The sequence below is a fragment of the Luteolibacter algae genome, from assembly GCF_042683045.1.
In the GTDB taxonomy this organism is placed as follows: Bacteria; Verrucomicrobiota; Verrucomicrobiia; order Verrucomicrobiales; family Akkermansiaceae; genus Luteolibacter; species Luteolibacter algae.
The window spans coordinates 275,880-295,562 of sequence record NZ_JBHUIT010000002.1 but is presented as its reverse complement, the minus strand read 5'-3'; the positions used below and the strand labels follow the sequence as shown (position 1 = coordinate 295,562).

General features: G+C 54.6%; 16 protein-coding genes. 2 read left to right on the top strand and 14 right to left on the bottom strand.

Translation table 11 applies throughout. The annotated features are described in order from the left end of the window. Positions 1-9: 9 nt before the first annotated feature. From ACFSSA_RS02505 to urtA, 8 genes are all read right to left on the bottom strand, one after another. Positions 10-717 carry a hypothetical protein gene (locus ACFSSA_RS02505; RefSeq protein ID WP_386818193.1) on the bottom strand — a complete coding sequence of 236 codons (708 nt, stop codon included), beginning with the start codon at positions 715-717 and terminating at the stop codon, positions 10-12. A 132-nt stretch (positions 718-849) separates the two neighbouring features. Beyond that, positions 850-1,185, bottom strand: coding sequence for an FmdB family zinc ribbon protein (locus ACFSSA_RS02500; protein ID WP_386818192.1), 336 nt, complete (start codon positions 1,183-1,185; stop codon positions 850-852). 24 nt (positions 1,186-1,209) lie between these two features. Further along, positions 1,210-2,436: a formamidase gene (gene fmdA, locus ACFSSA_RS02495; protein ID WP_386818191.1), complete on the bottom strand. Its 1,227-nt coding sequence runs from the start codon at positions 2,434-2,436 to the stop codon at positions 1,210-1,212. Between the two features lie 49 nt (positions 2,437-2,485). Next, positions 2,486-3,175: an urea ABC transporter ATP-binding subunit UrtE gene (urtE, locus tag ACFSSA_RS02490; protein WP_386818190.1), complete on the bottom strand. Its 690-nt coding sequence runs from the start codon at positions 3,173-3,175 to the stop codon at positions 2,486-2,488. 11 nt (positions 3,176-3,186) lie between these two features. Next, a complete protein-coding gene (gene urtD, locus ACFSSA_RS02485) occupies positions 3,187-3,933 on the bottom strand; it encodes an urea ABC transporter ATP-binding protein UrtD (RefSeq protein WP_386818189.1) in 747 nt (248 codons plus the stop codon). Next, positions 3,923-5,077, bottom strand: coding sequence for an urea ABC transporter permease subunit UrtC (gene urtC, locus ACFSSA_RS02480; protein WP_386818188.1), 1,155 nt, complete (start codon positions 5,075-5,077; stop codon positions 3,923-3,925). The genes urtD and urtC overlap by 11 nt, the downstream gene beginning before the upstream one ends. Before the next feature lie 34 nt (positions 5,078-5,111). After that, the gene (gene urtB / locus ACFSSA_RS02475; protein ID WP_386818187.1) at positions 5,112-6,038 is read right to left on the bottom strand and encodes an urea ABC transporter permease subunit UrtB; all 927 of its coding nucleotides are present in this window, start codon (positions 6,036-6,038) and stop codon (positions 5,112-5,114) included. Between the two features lie 134 nt (positions 6,039-6,172). Then, entirely contained in the window at positions 6,173-7,396 is a 1,224-nt protein-coding gene (urtA, locus tag ACFSSA_RS02470) for an urea ABC transporter substrate-binding protein (protein WP_386818186.1), read from the bottom strand. 178 nt (positions 7,397-7,574) lie between these two features. Between urtA and ACFSSA_RS02465 the strand changes: the two genes are divergently transcribed. Then, complete coding sequence (locus ACFSSA_RS02465) at positions 7,575-8,516, top strand: LysR family transcriptional regulator (protein ID WP_386818185.1); 942 nt, start codon at positions 7,575-7,577, stop codon at positions 8,514-8,516. On the opposite strand, the gene ACFSSA_RS02460 is transcribed toward ACFSSA_RS02465, so the two are convergent. Continuing rightward, the gene (locus ACFSSA_RS02460) at positions 8,513-9,400 is read right to left on the bottom strand and encodes a hypothetical protein (RefSeq protein ID WP_386818184.1); all 888 of its coding nucleotides are present in this window, start codon (positions 9,398-9,400) and stop codon (positions 8,513-8,515) included. The two genes, ACFSSA_RS02465 and ACFSSA_RS02460, sit on opposite strands and share 4 nt — an antisense overlap. A gap of 198 nt (positions 9,401-9,598) precedes the next feature. On the opposite strand from ACFSSA_RS02460, the gene ACFSSA_RS02455 reads away from it, so the two are divergent. Continuing rightward, entirely contained in the window at positions 9,599-10,195 is a 597-nt protein-coding gene (locus tag ACFSSA_RS02455) for a hypothetical protein (protein WP_386818183.1), read from the top strand. Between the two features lie 75 nt (positions 10,196-10,270). Here the strand turns inward: ACFSSA_RS02455 and carB are convergent, their stop codons facing one another. From carB to ACFSSA_RS02430, 5 genes are all read right to left on the bottom strand, one after another. Continuing rightward, a complete protein-coding gene (carB, locus tag ACFSSA_RS02450) occupies positions 10,271-13,564 on the bottom strand; it encodes a carbamoyl-phosphate synthase large subunit (RefSeq protein WP_386818182.1) in 3,294 nt (1,097 codons plus the stop codon). Between the two features lie 114 nt (positions 13,565-13,678). Beyond that, the gene (locus ACFSSA_RS02445; protein WP_386818181.1) at positions 13,679-14,479 is read right to left on the bottom strand and encodes a hypothetical protein; all 801 of its coding nucleotides are present in this window, start codon (positions 14,477-14,479) and stop codon (positions 13,679-13,681) included. 72 nt (positions 14,480-14,551) lie between these two features. Then, on the bottom strand, positions 14,552-16,528 hold the full coding sequence (acs, locus tag ACFSSA_RS02440; RefSeq protein ID WP_386818180.1) for an acetate--CoA ligase: 1,977 nt from the start codon (positions 16,526-16,528) through the stop codon (positions 14,552-14,554). Between the two features lie 74 nt (positions 16,529-16,602). Continuing rightward, the gene (locus ACFSSA_RS02435) at positions 16,603-18,462 is read right to left on the bottom strand and encodes a sulfatase-like hydrolase/transferase (protein WP_386818179.1); all 1,860 of its coding nucleotides are present in this window, start codon (positions 18,460-18,462) and stop codon (positions 16,603-16,605) included. Positions 18,463-18,570: 108 nt separating this feature from the next. Next, complete coding sequence (locus ACFSSA_RS02430) at positions 18,571-19,680, bottom strand: hypothetical protein (RefSeq protein WP_386818178.1); 1,110 nt, start codon at positions 19,678-19,680, stop codon at positions 18,571-18,573. Between the last annotated feature and the right edge of the window lie 3 nt (positions 19,681-19,683).

Genomic DNA, 19,683 nt, shown 5'->3' with positions numbered 1-19,683 from the left:
CCGGATGTCTCATTTGCCGGAGCGTTGCTCGCTCATCCAGGTGTAGATCATTACCCAAAGCGATAAAGCGAGAGCGAACAACGGGATCTGCAGTAGCGAAGGCAAAGAATAAAGAATCGTCACAATCGGTATCCAGACTCCCCAGGTGGCAAAGAGAGTGGGAATCACCGCGTCCCGATAATAATGCCAGGAAAAATAGTGTGGAATCACCCGGCGGCGGTAGCCGGAATTTTTCCAGTCATACATGCATGCGGTAAATGGCGCGGCGAAGACCGGATTGTAAATAAACTGGTCTACCAACACCTTGATGGTGACCGTGCGAACATTCGACTCATCGCCAAACCACAATGCCTGGCTGCGGTAAAACGCATCTACGATAAATCCCATAAAACTCCAAAACAGCAGCGAGAAGAGAAGATTCCGCAGATTTCGTGAGTCCGCTTTGCCTCTTTGGAAGACGATAATGCGCATGATCTCCGGAATAATCGCTCCCGCGATGATCGCCGCTAGGACCGAGTAGCCATAGCCCCAGCTCTCCTTCAGAGCAGCGAGTTGATCCAGCCAGAAACGGGTGGGGGGGTAAAAATGGTAACCCAGGAGCAATGCGAGCATGACCAGCTGGATGATCAGCCCCGGGACGAGATTTGCCCGTGCGGCACGCAGTCCCGCGGACCATGGCGCTATTCTCTTCTGGGTCTCTGGGATACCGGAACTCACGCGCGGAATGTGCGCACGGCTCCCGCCTTTCACAACCCGGAAGATAGACCCGCCGGGAAATAAAATAGCACATCCCCGCCCGTTGAATTACCACGGTGGGGATGTGCTGGAATCATCCGGCGCGCCGGGAGATCAATGGCCCAACATCCAGGGCCGTGCGGTGGTTTTCTGTGATTGCAGCTTGCCGAGCTTCGTCTCCTTTACCCGGTTCGAGCGGATCTTTGTGCCGCATCCGCAGCCAGTGCCGCAGGAATGAGCGGTGCTGACACGCGGCTCGTGGCGGCTTTTCTCATTCACCGCAGAAGCTTTCCGGGTGATCGGGTTCATCAGCGCCAGATTCGGAGCGAGTATCAATCGCTGCGAGATTCTGCTGCATGAAGGGCAGGGGATCGGATCGTTCCGCTCCGCGATGGTGAGCAACTCGCGGAAGTCTCCGCAGAACTCACAGCTGAAATCATATACAGGCATGGGATTGGCTGGTTGGAATGGATGTTACTTTGTCACCTTCGCCAGATCCACACCGCCGCTGTCGACCATGATCTTCGGCCCATCCGCGTTTGGCATGATATCGAAGTCGAAAATCTCCGTCGGTAACCACAGAGTGGCGCACGCATTCGGAATATCGACAATCCCGCTGATATGTCCCTCAACGGGAGCCGTGCCCAGGATGGCGTAGGCCTGCTCTCCCGTGTAGCCGAATTTCTTCATATACTCAATGGCATTGAGACATGCCATTTTGTAAGCAACGAACGGATCCAGATAGTGCTGCTTGCCGCTCTCATCGACGGAAATCCCTTCGAAAATGATATGCCGCTTGTAGTTCGGAGTCAGCGGACTAGGCAGGAACAGTGGATTTCTGATGGCGTATTTGTCCATCCCGCCTTTGATCAGGCTTACACGGATATCGAGATAGCCAGCCATTTCGATTGCGCCGCAGAAGGTGATTTCGCCATCGCCCTGGGAGAAATGGAGATCGCCCATGGAGAGGCCGCCGTCCTTCACGTAGACCGGGAAATAGACCTTCGAGCCACGGGTGAGGTTCTTGATATCGCAATTGCCGCCGTGCTCACGGGGCGGAACTGTGCGTGCACCTTCCGCCGCTGCCCGATCCCGGTCAGCCCCTTTCATCCTACCCATGTGAGCGGTATCCGCGTATGGCAGGGTGCAGAGCGCCGGCACGCGGCCTGGCTCCGTATCGTAGAGTTCCTTCTCCCGCTTGTTCCACTCATTGAGCATTTCCCTGGAAGGGAGGCAGCCGATGAGCCCCGGGTGCATGATCCCTGCAAACTCGACATTCGGGATATGCCGGGAGGAGGTATAAATGCCGGAAAAATCCCAGCAAGCCTTCCGCGCATCCGGGTAATGATCCGTAAGGAAACCACCGCCGTTGGTCTTTGCAAACAGCCCTGTGAATCCCCAGTTGGACTCTTCGAAAACGCCCACATCGAGAATATCCACGACCATGAGATCACCCGGCTCCGCACCTTCCACGCCGATCGGTCCGGAAAGGTAATGCACTTTGGTGAGGTCCACCTCATCGATGTCGTTGGCAGTATCGTCGTTTTTGATCTGCCCTCCTGTCCAATCGATACACTCGACGCGGAATTCATCGCCCGGCTTCACATGGGCTACCATCGGGATATCCGGGTGCCAGCGGTTGTGCAAATAATCCTGGGACTCCGGCGTGGCATCGAGATCTACTTTGATTAGCGTTTTCATAGAATGTGTGTTCTTGGGGTTGGTTTGGTTGGAAATTTTGTTTTGGTGGTTAAACGGCCAGCATGGCTTTGATCTTCTCAGCATCGACATCCTCACGATCGTCCTCACGGACGATTTTTCCTTTATCGATCACCATGATCCGATCGCAGGTATCGAGGACGAAGCTCAGCACCTGCTCGCTGACGACGATCGTGAGATCTTTCAAATCCCGGATCTCCCTGAGGCTCCGGGAGATGTCTTTGATGATGGAGGGCTGGATGCCCTCCGTCGGTTCATCGAGAAGCAGCACACTTGGCTTCGTCATCAGCGCCCGGCCGATGGCAAGTTGCTGCTGCTGCCCGCCGGAAAGATTGCCTCCCTTTCGATTTCGCATTTCCTGGAGAACGGGAAACAGAGTGTAGACTTCCTCCACATCTTCCCGCCTCACACGGCCCTGCACACCGGAGATAAGGTTCTCGTAGACGCTGAGATAGGGGAAAATCATCCGTCCCTGTGGCACGAAGGCTATGCCCTTGGAGACACGTTTATGGGAAGGAGCCTTGGTGATATTTTTCCCGTCGAGGGAAATTTCCCCGGAGCGGCAGGGAATCATACCGATGAGGGAGCGGAAGAGCGTGCTTTTACCCATGCCGTTGCGCCCGACAATCCCCAGTATTTCCCCTTTGGAGGCGGAAAAATTCATTTCAGGAATAACGAGGCTCTGCCCATAGGCTACTTCTAGATTTTTTACTGCGATCATAGTAGAATAGATTAGTGTCCGATGTAGACTTCGATGACTTTTGGATCCTTGCTGACGGTATCCATGGAGCCTTCCGCGAGGATTTTGCCCATGTGCATGACGGTGACGCGGTCTGCGATTTCCCGGACGAATTCCATATCGTGCTCGATGACGATGACGGAGCGATGATCCGAGATGGAGCGGATAAGCTCAGCGGTCTGGGCTCTTTCCCGGACGCTCATACCGGCCACAGGTTCATCAAGCATGATGATCTCCGGATCCTGCATAAGAAGCATACCGATCTCCAACCATTGCTTTTGACCATGGCTTAGGATGCCGGCTTCCGTATTCATTTTATCCGACAGGCCGATCTGTCTTGCGACGCTATGACACCGCTCGAGAATCTCGGGGGTGCGGCGGAAAGTCAGGCAGCCGAAAACTCCTCTCCCGGCCGGGTGCGAGAGCTCCAGATTCTCAAAGACCGTAAGGTTCTCGTAGGTGGATGGAGTTTGAAATTTTCTACCGATTCCAGCGCGGACGATCTTGAATTCCTGCTGTTTGCGGAGCTCTTTTCCCTTGAACTTTACGCTACCGGAGGTGGCTTTGGTTTTCCCGCAGATGAGATCCAGCACGGTTGTTTTTCCGGCACCGTTCGGCCCGATGATGACGTGGACATGGTTTTTCGCCAGGTAGAAATTAAATCCGTCCACTGCTTTGAAGCCATCGAAGGAAACTCCGAGATCTTCCACTACCAGCACATCTTCGTTATCAGTTTTCATCGGAAATAGGGGTAGGAGCGGTTGGTGGGGTGGATGGTTTTGAGGAGCGTTTGACCAGATTGCCGATCTTGGTTTTCAGGTCCGGAATCTTGTCCAGGATGCCTGCCAGGCCATTCGGGAAGAACATCACGACAGCGATGAAAGTGCTGCCCATCAGGTAAAGCCAAAGATCCGGATAAGCTTCCGAGAAGGTCGTCTTGCCGAAGTTCACGATCAGGCAGCCGAGGATGGCGCCGAGCACTGAAAGTCTGCCTCCTACTGCGGTGAAGATCACCATTTCAATGGAAGGAACGATCCCGACGATGGAAGGCGACATGAAACCCACCTGAAGAACAAACATCGCCCCGCCAATGCCACTGAGGATGGCAGCGAAGGTGAAGATCACCGTCCGCACCATGGCGACATCGTAGCCGGAGAATCTAACGCGTTCCTCCCGGTCCCGGATGGCTACAAGCACGCGGCCCAGCCGTGTATTGGTGATGTATTTCGCTCCCAGTGCGCAGACGAAAAGCAAGGTGCAGGATACGAAGTAGAGGATCTGCTGGGCACTTTCCGTGCGGATGTCCCAGCCCCAGAGAGTCCGTAAATCCGTGATTCCGTTGCGCCCGCCTGTCAGCCCCTGGTTGCCATCGATTCCCAGGGAAAAGATCAAGGCCATCGCCTGGGTGATAATGGCGAAGTAAACACCACCAACTCTGCGCTTGAACAATGCCCAGCCGATGATGAACGCGATAATCGCCGGCACAATCATCACCGCAGCTGCTGTGAAAGGCAGGCTCTTGAACGGCTCCCAGAATGCTGGCAGCTCGGTAATTTGATTCCAGTCCATGAAGTCTGGAATCCCAGGCGTGGTTTGGATCGCCGTGCTGACCGGATCCGAAGCCTCAAGCTTCAGAAACATCGCCATGCAATAACCGCCCAGCCCGAAGAAAACGCCTTGCCCCAGACTGAGGACGCCACATTTCCCCCAGAGCAATACCAGCCCGATGGCGACGAAGCCAAAGCTCAGGTATTTCCCGACAAGATTGAGCCGGAAGACAGGAAGCGCCAGCGGCAGGATGATTAGGACGAGGACAATAAAACTCAGGAAGGCGATTGCCTCCGCTTTGGTTTTGAAAAGTGTCCGGAATATTCGTGAATTCATAATGAAAAATTTGGTTTCGAGTTTCGGACAGGGATTAGTTTCCGCGGACTTTGCCAGGGAAGAGGCCTTGCGGACGGATCATCAGCGCGATGACGATCACCAGCAGGGTGGCCACTTTCCCCTGGGTCCCGTTCAGGAAGAATTCGAGAATGGATTGCGCCTGGGCGATGCCGAATGCGGATGCGAGGCAGCCGAGTAGGCTGGCTGTGCCACCCGAGACCACGACGAGGAAAGCGTCCACGATGTAGCGGCTACCACTGTCCGGCCCAGTCGATCCGATAGTCGTAAACGCCGCTCCAGCGATCCCGGCTATCCCGCAACCGAGTGCGAATGCGAGGCGGTCCACGCGTCCGGTGTTGATGCCGACGGCGGCGCTCATTTTACGGTTTTGCACAGTGGCCCTCAGGCGCAGGCCGAACTTCGAGCGATACATGAAGAGCATGAGCGCTGCAGTTACGAGGACCGATAGAATCAGGACGAAAACACCATTGATCGGGATATCCAGCATTTCACTGAAGCTGTAGGAGCCCATGAGCCACTCCGGCAAGGTCGGGCTGACCTCGCGTGCCCCGAAGGTGGAGCGGTAGCCCTGTTGCATGATGAGACTGAGACCCCATGTGGCCAGCAGCGTGTCCAAGGGCCGGTGGTAAAGATGTCGTATCAGCAGCCACTCGACCAAGGCACCGACCATGGCGCAGATGAAGAATGCAAAGACGATGGAAACGATGAAATAGTAGGGTCCGAAAGTCGGAGCGTATTGCTCGGTAAGATTGGAGCAGAGATAGACGGTATATGCCCCCATGGCCATGAACTCGCCATGAGCCATATTGATGACACCCATCTGTCCGAAAATGAGGGCAAGACCTAGGCCCATCAATAGCAGCACGCTGAACAAGCTAAGGCCGGAAAAGCCCTGCATGATAAAGATGCTTTGTAATTCTTCTGTAGTATATTCTCCCATGGGAAACTGGTGGTTAGAGATAAAACTTTTATTCTGGAAAATCCGGGTCATCTGCCGAAGGGCCGGGCCGTAGCCCGACCCTTCGTTTCAGATTGAGTGCGCGTCCGATATGGAGCGCGAATCAACAGCAATGCTTACTGATAGCCTTTCGGGAATGGATCGGGCTCGATGAGCTCGGATTCATAAAGGACCTTGGCCTGTCCGTCCTTCTGCCATTGGCCGATGCGGAGTTTGCTCCAGAGGTGATGGTTCGGATGGATTTTCACATAGCCTTCCGGGGCGATATCCAGCTCAATACCCGGGGATGCGGCGGCAATTTTATCGATATCGAAGCTACCCGCCTTTTCAACAGCTGCTTTCCACAACCATGGACCAAGATAGCCGGCTTGTGTCACGTCGCCGATGACACTGTCCTCACCGTATTTTTCCTTGAATGCGGCAACGAATTTCTTGTTGTTCTCGTTATCGAGGCTCTGGAAATATTTCATCGCAGAGTAAAAGCCCTCGAGGTTTTCCCCGCCGATGCCCAGCACTTCGTCTTCCGTGACAGAGATGGTAAGAAGAGTTTGCTTTTTACTGGTGATGCCTGCCGCCTTGAGCTGCTTGTAGAAGGAGACATTGGAGCCACCTACCACGGCCGCGTAAATCACGTCCGGCTTCTTGAGCTTGATCTTGTTGATCAGGGAGCCGAATTGAGTCGTGCCCAGAGCGTAAAACTCCTCGCCGACCACTTTTCCTTTGAGCACGTTCTCGATGTGCTTGCGTGCGATTTTCATCGAGGTGCGCGGCCAGATATAATCGGAGCCCACAAGGTAATAGGTCTTCGCCTTCTTTTCTTTGGCGATCCAATCAAGCCCGGCAAGAATCTGCTGCGTGGCTTCCTGGCCGGTGTAGATCACGTTTTTGGATTGCTCGAGACCTTCATAGAAAGTCGGGTAATAGAGCATCCCGTTTTCCTTTTCAAAAACCGGGAGAACGGCCTTCCGCGAAGCTGAGGTCCAGCAGCCGAAGACGGTGCCCACTTTATCACTTACCAAAAGTTTCTTGGCCTTCTCGGCAAAGGTGGGCCAGTCACTTGCGCCGTCTTCCTTGATCACTTTGATCTGGCGCCCGAGGACGCCGCCCATGGCGTTGATCTGATCGATCGCCAGCTGCTCGGCCTGGATCGATCCGGTTTCACTGATGGCCATGGTGCCGGTGGATGAGTGCAGCTGCCCGACGGTGACGGTATCATCCGTTACGGCCAGTCCTGTGGTATTCACTTCCGAGGTAGGCGGTGCTGCCTGCGCCGTGGCGACTGCCAAAGCGAGGAGAGCCGCCTTTAGCGGAAATTGATGGGAGGTGTTTCTTGGTTTCATGTAGTGCAAGCTTTGTTTCAGTTCCGGGAAGAACATCTGGCTCATTCCCGCATCATGGATTTAGCAACGGACATGCCGTTGGCACGGCGGCACGGTGAAATCGATTCATCATGAATCTATGCCACATCGCTGGAAACACTCTCACTGGCACGATCGGTGCTCAGCATAAGCCATGGCCATGTTGAGCAAAATTCACGATAACCCCGCGCAGAGCGCCGCGCCCGGGGTGGATCTGGCGATCGTCGATTCGAAACGGCTGCAGATGTTCTACGTGGCAGCCGTGGAAGGATCATTTGCGGCTGCTGCCCAGCGGCTCGGGGTAAGCCCTTCCGCCATCAGCCATGCACTCAAGGGGCTGGAAGAGGACCTGGGTCGGTCGCTCTTCAAGCGCAGCGGGCCGCGTGTCATCATCACCGGCGCAGCGATCCGTCTGCTACCGCTGGTGGAGGATCTGCTCTCGCGGATGTCCGCTCTGAAAACCGAGCTGCTCCGCCACGATAGCCGGGCGGAAAAACTCTGTCTTCGCGTCAGCCCCAGTGCACGGGGAATTCTGACCTCCGCTGTCCTTTCCTCGTTCCGTGAATGCTTTCCCAATGCGGACCTGAATATCCAAACCTGCCATTCCCACTTTTCCGGAAGCGGGATCACCCCGGATTTTGAAATCGGTTATTCGCCTGAGATCCCTGCCGATTCGGTTCAGCGGAAACTTCTCGATGAGACTTTGGGAGTGTATGCGGCACCTTTCCACCCGCTGGGACTACAAGGGAAAATCACTTCCCAGGAACTACTCCGCCATTGCCTCGTTTTTCCCGGCAGCGAGACCTACGATCACTTCCGGCAGGAGTTTCTCCAAGATACTGGAAACGGACTCAGAAAGTGGATTTTACCTGACGCGGAATCCGCCCGGGATCTGGCGAAGCAAGGCCAATGTCTTGCTCTTCTGCCGGATTGGATCGGGAAAGATTGTGTCGCGGACGGTTCTCTCACGCTCCTACGCCACGCTTCCGGACAAGCAATCCGCCGCCCTTGCTACGCGTGGTGGAGCCCCAGCCAGCCGCTTATCTGGATCGCCGAGGTTTTTCTCAGCCTCCTCGCCGGCGAGTTCGAGGAAAACGGCTAGAGCGAGACCAGCAGCCTGGCGGTGCGGTCATTTGCCGCGATCTGCGGCGGCAGACTGGAGAGCTCTTCGAGACGCCGCAGTGCCAGCCCGATCTTCGCAGTATCCGCAGTTTGTGCGGGTGCCAGTGGCTCCGTCTTATAGCGCCGGATCGCGCGCTCCAGGTAGTCCGCAGAGAGCAATGGCTTCCCGCACTCCTGCATACGCAATGCACATTTTTTCAGAAAGTCCGCATCGGTCTCCAGCTTCCTTCGCGCGAGGGTGAGCTCCTCCGGGATTCCCGGATTTTTGAAATGCTTTCCCAGCTCCAGCTCATTGCGGGAGACGAGCACCAGATCCTGCGCATAGGCTCCTGCCGTGAAGGTCCCATCGACGATACCAAGCTCCATCCCTTCCGCAACTAGTCCCCATGGAGCAGGCGCAACAAATCCATCGATCACTTCAGAGGCCATCGCCTGAAGCATCAGATCCATCGGCAATGCCTGGAAAGCGATCTTTGGCCGCATCGGAACGGGAAGTTCCATCAACCAGGCAAAAAACTGGCTACGTGTTAGGGAACTACGGCTTTCGATGCCAATGACCAACCTCGGCGGCAGCTTTTTGGCCGTAGCACTCTTTCTCGAGTAAAGTCCTTTGTACAGCGCCGCCTGCAGGACGAGCTCAATGGGACAAACACTCGGAAAGAGCGGAATGTTCCATTGGTTCCTTTGTCCGGGGAGAGCCAATATTTCGTGGGCAAAAATTTCCCAGGGAAGAATGCCGCCTCCCAGGGTCCCAACCAACATATCCCGGGCAATACTGCCGTAGCTGGAGCGTGCGGAAAATTCGCAATCGGCGGGTTTACCAAGATGATCGTCAAAAAATGGCAATGCTTCCAGAGATGGCACAAAACCAATGCTTTCTTTCGACAAAACAGACACAGAACAGGGAGGGGTTTTCGACTGACAGCCCACTTTGCAAATCAGAATGCTGGAAAGATAGCAGCTTCCATACCAAGCCTCCGCCCCCTGCGTTTCAACAGATCTCTGTGGATGCCATTTTCCACTGCTTTACAAGCCACCTTTACGCCCCTAATGAAATGGTCTATGCGCAATAAACTTCTCTCCGTTTCGTTACCTGCGGTCTTTCTTCTTAGTTCCTGCGGCACAAAGCTCCCGGCTGATGCTCCCCCGGTCACAGGGTCCGAGAGCAGGATACTGGTAGACGCATGGGAAAAGCAGGCCAATGCCGGGCTAACCGCCGTCCAATCGCCTGCCCGGATCCCGATACCCATCGTCATCTTCAAAAATCCCGGCGCCGGCTTTTCAGAACCCGAATGGGAAGTCTCGCCAGCCGGAGCTTACTCGATGTATCAAGCCCAAAACCGCGGCACTTCCAGAACTGCGCTTAGCATTCTTGCAAGCCCCGGGAACGGCCCAGCACTCAAGGAAGCTCCCTCGGTCTTCTCCATGCCCTCTCCCGGCACCAGCGGAGAGGAGCCCCGCGAGTGGAAGACCGTTTATGTCCCCGCACTGAAGAAAAACATCCGTTATTATCTGATCAATCTGGCAGCGGGAGATACCCATGACCAGTGGGCCACGGAGATTTTCACTGTAGGAAGTGCATCCTACCGCGCCAGCGTCGAGCTCACGGATTCCTCCCAGGTGTCAACGCTTTTTGCGCGTTTGGCGGTCAAAAAATAGGCTTGGTTGAATATAAAAAAAAAACGCCGGCCTCCGATTTGATGTAATCGGAAGCCGGCGTGGAAAGCCGAAGGATTAGACGTGATATTCCTGGATGCTCTTCACGGTGAACTCATTCTCCTTGAGAGATCGGATCGCTTTCACCGTAGCCTCCGCGGCTGCCATATTGGTCGCGTAGGAGATCTTCTGAGCGATCGCCGTGGAGCGGATCAGAATTTCATCCGCACGTGATTCGTGGGAAGACGGAGTGTTGATGAGGAAATGGATTTCATTGTTCTTCATCATGTCGATCACGTTCGGACGGGCCTGCTCCAGCACCTTGTAAACCCGATCCGCAGGAATACCTGCTTCCCCGAGTTTTGCAAGAGTGCCACCTGTCGAGCAGATGGTGAAACCTAACTCGTGAAGATCTCGGGCGACTGCCACTGCACGGTCTTTGTCCCGGTCCGCAACAGAAAGGAATACCTTGCCTGAATGAGGCAGGGTATTGAAGGCCGCCATTTGGGACTTCGCGTAGGCCATGCCCCAGTCCTTATCGATCCCCATTACCTCGCCGGTGGATTTCATTTCAGGACCCAGAACGATATCGATACCCGGGAAGCGATTCCATGGGAAAACCGCTTCCTTGACGGAGAAATGCTCCGGATGAATGGTTTCCGTGTAACCCATATCCGCGAGTTTCTCGCCGACCATGATTTTTGCCGCGAGCTTCGCAAGCGAAATGCCTGTAGCCTTGCTGACAAAAGGCACCGTGCGAGAGGCGCGCGGATTTACTTCGATGACGTAAAGCTCCTCGTCCTTCACTGCAAACTGGATGTTCATCAGGCCGCGGACTTCCAGCTCTCTGGCGAGGTCTTTGGCCGCCTTGTCGATCTTCTGCTTGATGTTTTCCGAGATGGAAAAGGCTGGAATCACACAGGCGGAGTCTCCGGAATGGATACCGGCCTGCTCGATGTGCTGCATGATTGCACCGACGACAGAAGTCTCCCCGTCACTGATGCAATCCACATCAATTTCAGTCGCATTATCGAGGAAGCGATCCACGAGCACAGGCCGTTCCGGTGAGGCGGTGACAGCCTCGCGCATGTAGGTGGAAAGCTCTGAATCGCTGTAAACGATCATCATGGCACGTCCACCAAGGACAAAGGACGGACGGACAAGAACCGGATAGCCGATACGGTTTGCCACCTCGATGGCTTCCGCCTCATTCGTGGCAGTGCCGGCCTCCGCTTGTTTGAGACCCAATTTATCAAGAAGGCTGGAGAAGAATTTCCGGTCTTCGGCAAGCTCGATGTTCTTCGGCGAGGTGCCGATGATCGGCACGCCATGGCGCTCAAGATCCGCGGCGAGGTTGAGCGGTGTCTGACCTCCGAACTGGACGATTACGCCGTATGGCTGCTCCTGATCACAGATATTGAGCACATCCTCCAGGGTGAGCGGCTCGAAGAAGAGTTTGTCCGAAGTGTCGTAATCCGTTGAGACGGTCTCCGGGTTGGAGTTTACCATGATGGTCTCGTAGCCGAGCTCTTTAAGCGCGAACGCCGCGTGGACGCAGCAGTAATCGAACTCGATGCCCTGGCCGATTCGGTTCGGTCCACCGCCCAAAATGATGATTTTTTTCTTATCGGATTTGCGGGCCTCGTTTTCGTCCCCGTAGGTGGAGTAGAAATACGGTGTGTAGGCTTCGAACTCCGCGGAGCAGGTGTCCACCAAGCGATAGGTAGGGATAATTCCCTTCGCCTTGCGCTCCGCGCGAACGGTATCTTCCGTAGGCACATCGGCGACGGCTCCTTCGGGCTCGGCACGGGGTGGGGCGCCTGCCGGTTGGTCTTTTTCCCCATGGATGGAGGCGTCATGGATGGCGGGTGCCGCGGCACGTGCTTTGGCGATCTGGCGATCCGAGAAGCCGAGCTTTTTCGCGGTTTTGAGATCAAGCGTTGCGAGGTTTTTCCCTTCTTCCGCTATCTGCTCCAGATGACGCAGGAACCACGGATCAATCTGGGTGGCGGCGTGGACTTCATCCAGCGTCCAGCCACTGACAAAAGCGGTTTGGAGCCAGAAAATGCGCTCGGCATTTGGAATCTGAAGCTTCCGGAGGATCTCATCCTTGGTGGGCGCGGCGGGATCGTTTTTATCGAAGCCAAAGCCCCAGCGTCCTGTTTCCAGAGAGCGCAAGCATTTCTGCATGGATTCCTTGAACGTGCGGCCGATGGACATCGCCTCACCGACTGACTTCATCGAAGTGGTGAGAACGGAATTCGCCGTAGGGAATTTCTCGAAAGTGAAACGGGGAATCTTGGTGACCACGTAGTCGATCGTAGGCTCGAAGGACGCCGGCGTCTCACGGGTGATATCGTTCGGCAGCTCGTCGAGTGTGTAGCCAACGGCAAGTTTCGCGGCGATTTTGGCGATCGGGAAACCTGTCGCTTTTGACGCGAGTGCGGAGGAGCGGGACACGCGCGGGTTCATCTCGATGACGATCATGCGGCCGGTTTTCGGACAAGTGGCGAACTGAATGTTCGAGCCACCAGTTTCCACGCCGATTTCACGAATCACGGCGAATGAAGCGTCGCGCATGATTTGGTATTCGCGGTCGGTGAGGGTTTGGATCGGTGCAACCGTGATGGAATCTCCGGTATGCACGCCCATGGGATCGAGGTTTTCGATGGAGCAAATGACCACGCAATTGTCCGCGCGGTCCCGCATGACTTCCATTTCGAACTCTTTCCAGCCGAGCAGAGATTCATCGATAAGAACCTCGGATACGGGCGAAAGATCCAAACCACGGTGGACGATCTCTTCAAATTCCTCGCGGTTGTAAGCAATGCCTCCGCCTTGTCCGCCGAGTGTGAATGCCGGGCGGACGATCAGTGGAAGCGTGCCGATCTCATCGGCGACTTGCTTAGCCTCATTCATCGTCCGGGCGATGCCGGAGCGCGGCATATCGAGACCGATTTTTTCCATTGCCTCCTTGAAAAGGTGTCTGTCCTCACCTTTATCGATCGCCTCGGCATTGGCACCGATCATACGGACCCCATGTTTTTCAAGAGTGCCGGATTTGAAAAGTGACATCGACGTGTTCAGAGCGGTCTGCCCGCCAAGAGTCGGCAGAAGGGCGTCTGGCTTCTCACGGATGATGATTTTTTCGACGACCTCCGGGGTGATTGGCTCGATGTAGGTGCGATGGGCAAACTCCGGATCCGTCATAATGGTCGCCGGATTGGAATTTACGAGAATGACTTCGTAGCCTTCTTCTTTCAATGCCTTACAAGCTTGGACTCCGGAGTAGTCAAACTCACAGCCTTGGCCGATGACGATTGGGCCTGAGCCGATGACGAGAATTTTCTTAATCGAGGTGTCTTTAGGCATGGTGCGCGTGCGAGGTGGTTAAACTTTCAGGGGTGTGGCAGGGATTTGCCGCTTTGTAAAGGCGTGTCGCAGAAAAACTGAACATCCCACCACTTATTTTTTCTGCTGCGTTGGCTAGGAAATCTCTGCGAGCTTATGGTTCAGAGCGATTGATTCCCGGAGCGCCGCCATCACCTCCACGAGGCCTTTGTGCGATTTTACGGCATCCCGACAACCGGGGTGAACTTGTGAATGACGGCTGACGAAACGTCCTACCTCCGAGTAGAGCTGATGCATCTGCGTGTCCAGCAGGCCGAGTTCCGCGCGATATGGTGACATTCTCTGGTTGGCATCGCCTACTTTTTGCGAGCTTAGTGACGCATCAATACGGCGCGCCGCTTTTCGTTTGTCGATCCGGGCTTCGATATCGTCGATGAGATTTTCTTTGGCGGTAATTTTCTCCGCGAGAAGCTGTCTTTGCTGCTTCATCCCGGTAAATTCCGTCTTCAATGCGCTCAATTTCGCTGCGGTTCTTTCCAAATCATCCGGGATCACCGCTTCCCTGCGGAGCACCTCTTGTTTGAGTTTCAAACCATCATAGGCCCGTTTCACTTCCCGCGCCTTTGCGACGAGCTCATCCCGCTCACGGGCGAGATCTTCCAAGGCGGCGATGATTTCCCGACGTTCATCGAGAAGGTCCTGGAATGGCTCCGCGGTAGAGCCAAGAAGGCTGGCTCGCTCCGCATGTGCCTCCGTAAGCTCTTCCTGACATTTTTCCAACTCCGTGGCGATCTTTTCACGCTCCTTCGTCAGCTTGCGGAGCTTCCAATACTCGATACTCAGCTCCTCGACTTGATCGAGTTTTGGCCAAACTGCGGCGCCCAGATGCGCCTCTGCCTCCTTGAGAAGCTGCATTTCATTTGCCGCTTCGCTCATACGCTGATTTTTACGCGCATAGCCAAAAGTCAAAGCAAGCCGACAGATGAAATATCTGGAAGGTGTCATTCGTTATTCCGAGAGTAAAACTTTCAATTGATCGATAACGTTCATGTCCTCCAGAGTCGTCACACTACCGGAAATAGTTCCCGTGGTGACCAGTTCCTTGAGGAGACGCCGGATGATTTTTCCCGAGCGGGTTTTTGGCAAGGCGGGAGTGAAATGAATGTCGTCCGGTTTGGCGATTGCGCCGATGACCTTTCCCACGTGATCGCGAAGCTCCTTGCGTAGCTCCTCAGAAGGCTCGGAGCCCGTCTTGAGCGTCACGAAAGCGGCAACGGCCTGACCTTTTAGCTCATGCGGACGGCCTACCACGGCTGCTTCCGCTACCGCCTGGTGGGCGACAAGAGCGCTTTCGATCTCCGCGGTGCCAAGGCGATGTCCGGAAACATTCAGCACATCGTCCAGGCGACCAATGATCCAGAAATTTCCCTTCTTGTCACGCTTGGCACCATCCCCCGCCAGATAGATACCCGGGTAATCGGCAAAGTAGGTATTCTTGAAACGGGCCTTATCGCCATAGATCGTGCGTGTCATGGATGGCCAAGGATGACGGATCACCAGCCTGCCCTGGACATCCGGCGGGCATTCGTTGCCGTATTCGTCCAAAATTGCCGCGTCGATGCCAAAGAAAGGTCGTGTCGCCGTGCCGGGGATGCATGGGGTGGCACCAGGGAGAGGGGAGATTAGAATCGCGCCCGTTTCCGTTTGCCACCACGTATCGACAATCGGACATTTTCCTCCGCCGATTTTCTCGCGATACCAGCTCCAGGCCTCCGGATTGATTGGCTCTCCGACGGAGCCGAGCAAGCGCAGTGAGGAAAGATCGTATTTCTCCGGGAAATGGTCGCCCGCCTTGATAAATGCCCGGATCGCCGTCGGTGCGGTGTAGAAAATACTGACGCGGTGCTCTTCGATGATTTTCCAAAATCGTCCGAAATCCGGCTCGTTTGGCGCTCCTTCATACATCACCTGGGTCACACCGTTGGCTAGCGGCCCATAAACGATATAGGAGTGACCGGTGATCCAGCCGACATCCGCAGTGCACCAATAGACATCCTCATCCCGCATATCGAAGATATATTTGCAGGTTGAGTAAGTGCCCGTGAGATATCCGCCTGAGGTATGTAAAATCCCTTTCGGTTTTCCCGTGGAGCCGGACGTATAGAGAATGAAGAGAGGATGCTCGGAACCGAACCCCTTTGGCTGGTGCTTCGCGGATGCTTGCGCGGTCTCCTCATGCCACCAGTGATCCCGTCCACTTTGCATGGCAATCTCGTTCCCTGTGCGCCGGACGACGAAAATATTCTCTATCTTGTCATACTTTTTCAGCGCCTCATCGACCACAGGCTTGAGTGCGACGATTTTCCCGCGCCTCCAGCCTCCGTCCGCGGTTACGATCACCGTCGCTCCGGAATCTTCCAGACGATCCACGATGGAATCCGCCGCGAACCCTCCGAAAACCACATTATGCACCGCACCAATCCGCGCACAAGCAAGCATCGCAATCGCCGCCTCCGGGATCATCGGCATGTAGATCAGCACGCGGTCCTTTGACTTCACGCCACGGGCGAGAAGCACATTGGCAAATTTACAAACTTCCCTGTGCAGCTGGGAGTAGGTCAGCGTCCGCTGATCGCCGGGCTCTCCCTCCCAGATGATCGCCGCCTTATTCGCCCGGGCTCCCAGCGCATGGCGGTCCACACAGTTCTCGGCGACATTGATTTTCCCGCCAATAAACCATTTCGCATCCGGGGCTTTCCACTCGAGAGTTTTCTTGAATGGTTTCTGCCAAGTGAGTTCCTTCGCCTCGGACGCCCAAAATTTCTCCGGCTTCTCAATGGAATGCTTATAGAGCTTCTCATATTGGGCCATGGAAGCGACCCGGGCCTTTTTCGAAAAATCTTTTGAGGGCTTGTAAACGGCCTCCAGAGCGGCGGCATGATCGGACTCCGACGGATTTGATTTTTTGGTCTTTTTTGAACTCATTGGCTTTATTAGTCCGAAAAATTAGAGAACCGCCCCTCGGCCTGCAATATTAGAAAATAATTGTGTCAATCACCTCACTTTCCCGTCACATAGACATAGTAGGCACCGCAAATTTCCTTGCCCTCTTCATCGTAGAACCATGTCTGAACCATTGCCGGGCCAGCCGGGAGATCCAATTTGAACACCGCTCCATTCGAAGCCGGAGCCACCTCGGCACGCTCGTCGGCAATGGTTTCCTCACCCTGCCAGATACGTATTCTTGCAGAACGGATCGGAAGTGGGACTCCATCACTCATTTTCCCGGAATTTCCGACGCGGATAGGTGTAGCCAACTTCGAAGCGACAGCCGTCTCGTTGCCGATCTCCTTGGGCCAGCGGCGCAGATCGAACGTAAATTTCCCGTCCCTGGCGAAGCTCACGGCATGGTATCCATTGGATATCAATGCCTCGGCAATGTGGGTATCGTTCCAAGGCACAGGGTCCGAGGTATGCCAGTCATGGGCGTAGAGACAGGTTTCCTCCTGCTCCTTTGAGCCAAGCACCAGCCGCACAAACTCTTCCGATTGCGAGCTTACCTGCTCCCACCATTTTTCATAAGCCTGCTCAAGAGAAGCCATGATTTCTTTGTTTTCAGGTTCACTTGAGAGATCCTCCTTTTGTTTGGGATCGCTCAAGACATCGTAAAGTTCCCATGAATGTTTCCCGGAAACGCGCATCAAACGCCATTTGTGCGTGATCTCACCACCGTTTCCGATCGTATCCAGCATCACACTGGCCTGCTTGTATTTTGTCAGTTCATCCAGGCGCTGGTTATCAACTACCATCACCCGCTCATTGAAATACAGATCATCGTTCTGAGGGTCGGTATCCAGCAATGTGCGCAAGCTCTTACCCTCCATGGGTTGTGACCGCTTTTCGGAATCCTTCAATCGGAGCACATCCATCAAAGTGGGGAGAAGATCAATGGCGCCAGTCATACGGGGCACTTCCGCAGAAACGTAACCACCCTTTTTCCAGCGGACAAAGCATGGCACACGGTGACCCCCTTCGTATTCCGAGCCTTTTCCTCCACGCAGCAGGGAATTGTTCATCCCGTTATCTGTGAAAAAGAATACGATGGTGTCATCGGCAAGACCGGAGACATCCAGGAATTCCAGGATACGGCCCACATTTTTGTCCATATTCTCGACTACAGCGGTATGTGCACCCACACCCTCGCGTGCATCAGGTGGCATATCATTGGGGCCATGTGCCACGTTGTAGGGAATATAAGCAAAGAAGGGCATTTTCTTCTCCTGCTTCCTACGCATGAACTCAATCGCCTTCGTGGTGAAAAAATTCGTCGTATATGCTCCGCTGGCAGGCATCTCACCGGGGATGGAAGCATTCTCATCATTGAGCTCCAAGGGCTTGCCATCGACGTAAATCACGCATGGTGGAGCATCGCGATCCCCCCAATGTTGCGGCTGCTGATCCACACCACCGCCATGGATCATCACGGTATGTTGGAAGCCCCGATCCTTCGGCCGGAAGGGATAGCTATCTCCCAGATGCCATTTTCCGAAAAGTCCCGTCGCAAAACCATTTTCTTTGAAAATATCCGCCATGGTCACTTCGTTGGGCCGTAGGAAATACCGCCCCATGATGGTATGCCACACGCCGGTTCCGTCGTTGTTCCGCCCTGTCATGATCGCCGCCCGGGTAGGGGAGCAAGTCGGCGCCACATGGAAGTCTGTCAGGCGGACGCTTTCCTCCGCAAAGGCATCCACATGCGGGGTCTGCGGTGCCTTCTCACTTTTATTGTAAAAGCTGAAATCATTGTAGCTCACATCGTCTGGAACGATGATCACCACGTTTGGTGCAGTGGCGCCGGCAATCGAAATACCTGCGATAAATAGGGAACAGCAAAGCGAGTGGGAAAGAAATTTTTTCACGGTTTGGGTCAAGGACGGGCAATGATTTTCAGCCTTTTCCCTACGCTACGCGGGTGACAATTTTTTCACGAGCTGAAATTACCGGCCCCGCGAAGATCTCTCGAGAAATCAATCCAGTTTCGTCTTAAGCTTTGGCGGCGTCGGCTTCTTCTGATCAGGCTTCGGCTTCGGCTCCTCCAAACGCTTGACCTCGATGTCCGGGAAATTGATCACATATTTTTTCTGCCAGCTCATCTCCCAGCCTGCGGCGATGTTTGCAGCATCCGCCAGTTCCCTTGCCTTCAGATAGGCGTTGAAGGAATCCGGATTGACCTGGAAAATGAGCACGGATTTGAAATTCTGGGAAAGCACTGAAAGCGCTTTCGCATAAGCGTTGCCGGGCTTTCCCAAGTCCTCGAGAGGTGTGCCACCTTTCTCCGCATCCGGAGTGATGACAAGCTGGAGACGGTTCGAGGTCGGCCACGAGAAGATCTCCAGCTTTTGCATCCGTGAGTTCTTCCAATCAAAGGTTTTGAAATACTCGGCGATTTTGACCCCATCGTAGATATATCGATCCGCGCCCTTTTGACGGACTCGTTCAAGCAACCAGTCTTTCCTGTTTCGCTCGAACTCCCTTTCGAACATTTCCACCGGGGTAAATGGATCGATGATGTGGATTCTATCTTTGATCGCGAGGGCATAATACACCTGGGCATCATCCGGAATCGGTCGGCTATTCGGGATCGTTACCACGGTCGGACCGGTGGGCTTGATCACGGGTGTCTCGTCAAGAAGTGCCTCGAGCTTTGCGATTTCCTCCTGCACGGCCACGGTTTGCTCGCGCTCCGTATCCCTCTCCTCACGGGTCTTTTTCTCCAGCTCCCGCAGCTCGTTGATATCCGCCAGGAGATTTTCGTTCTCCTTCAGGCTTTTTTCCAGCAAAGCCAGCTGAAGCTTCTCTTTCTGAATATCCTCGGGAGTTGCCGGCTCCTCCTTCATCCGCTCCTCAAGAAGTTCTTTCTTCTCCTTGAGTTCCTCCACTTTCGCCTTCGCCAGTTCCACCTCTTCCGGGGTGGCCGGTTGCAAATCATCCATGAACTTCTGCACCTTCTGGGTCACATCCGCTTGCACAAGAATAAGCACGAGAATGAGCACTGCCACCACGTTGGTGAGTGCGTCCATGAGGGAGTCGAGGTTAATACCTTCTCCATCGCCTCCAGATTTTCGTTTATTAGCCACAGT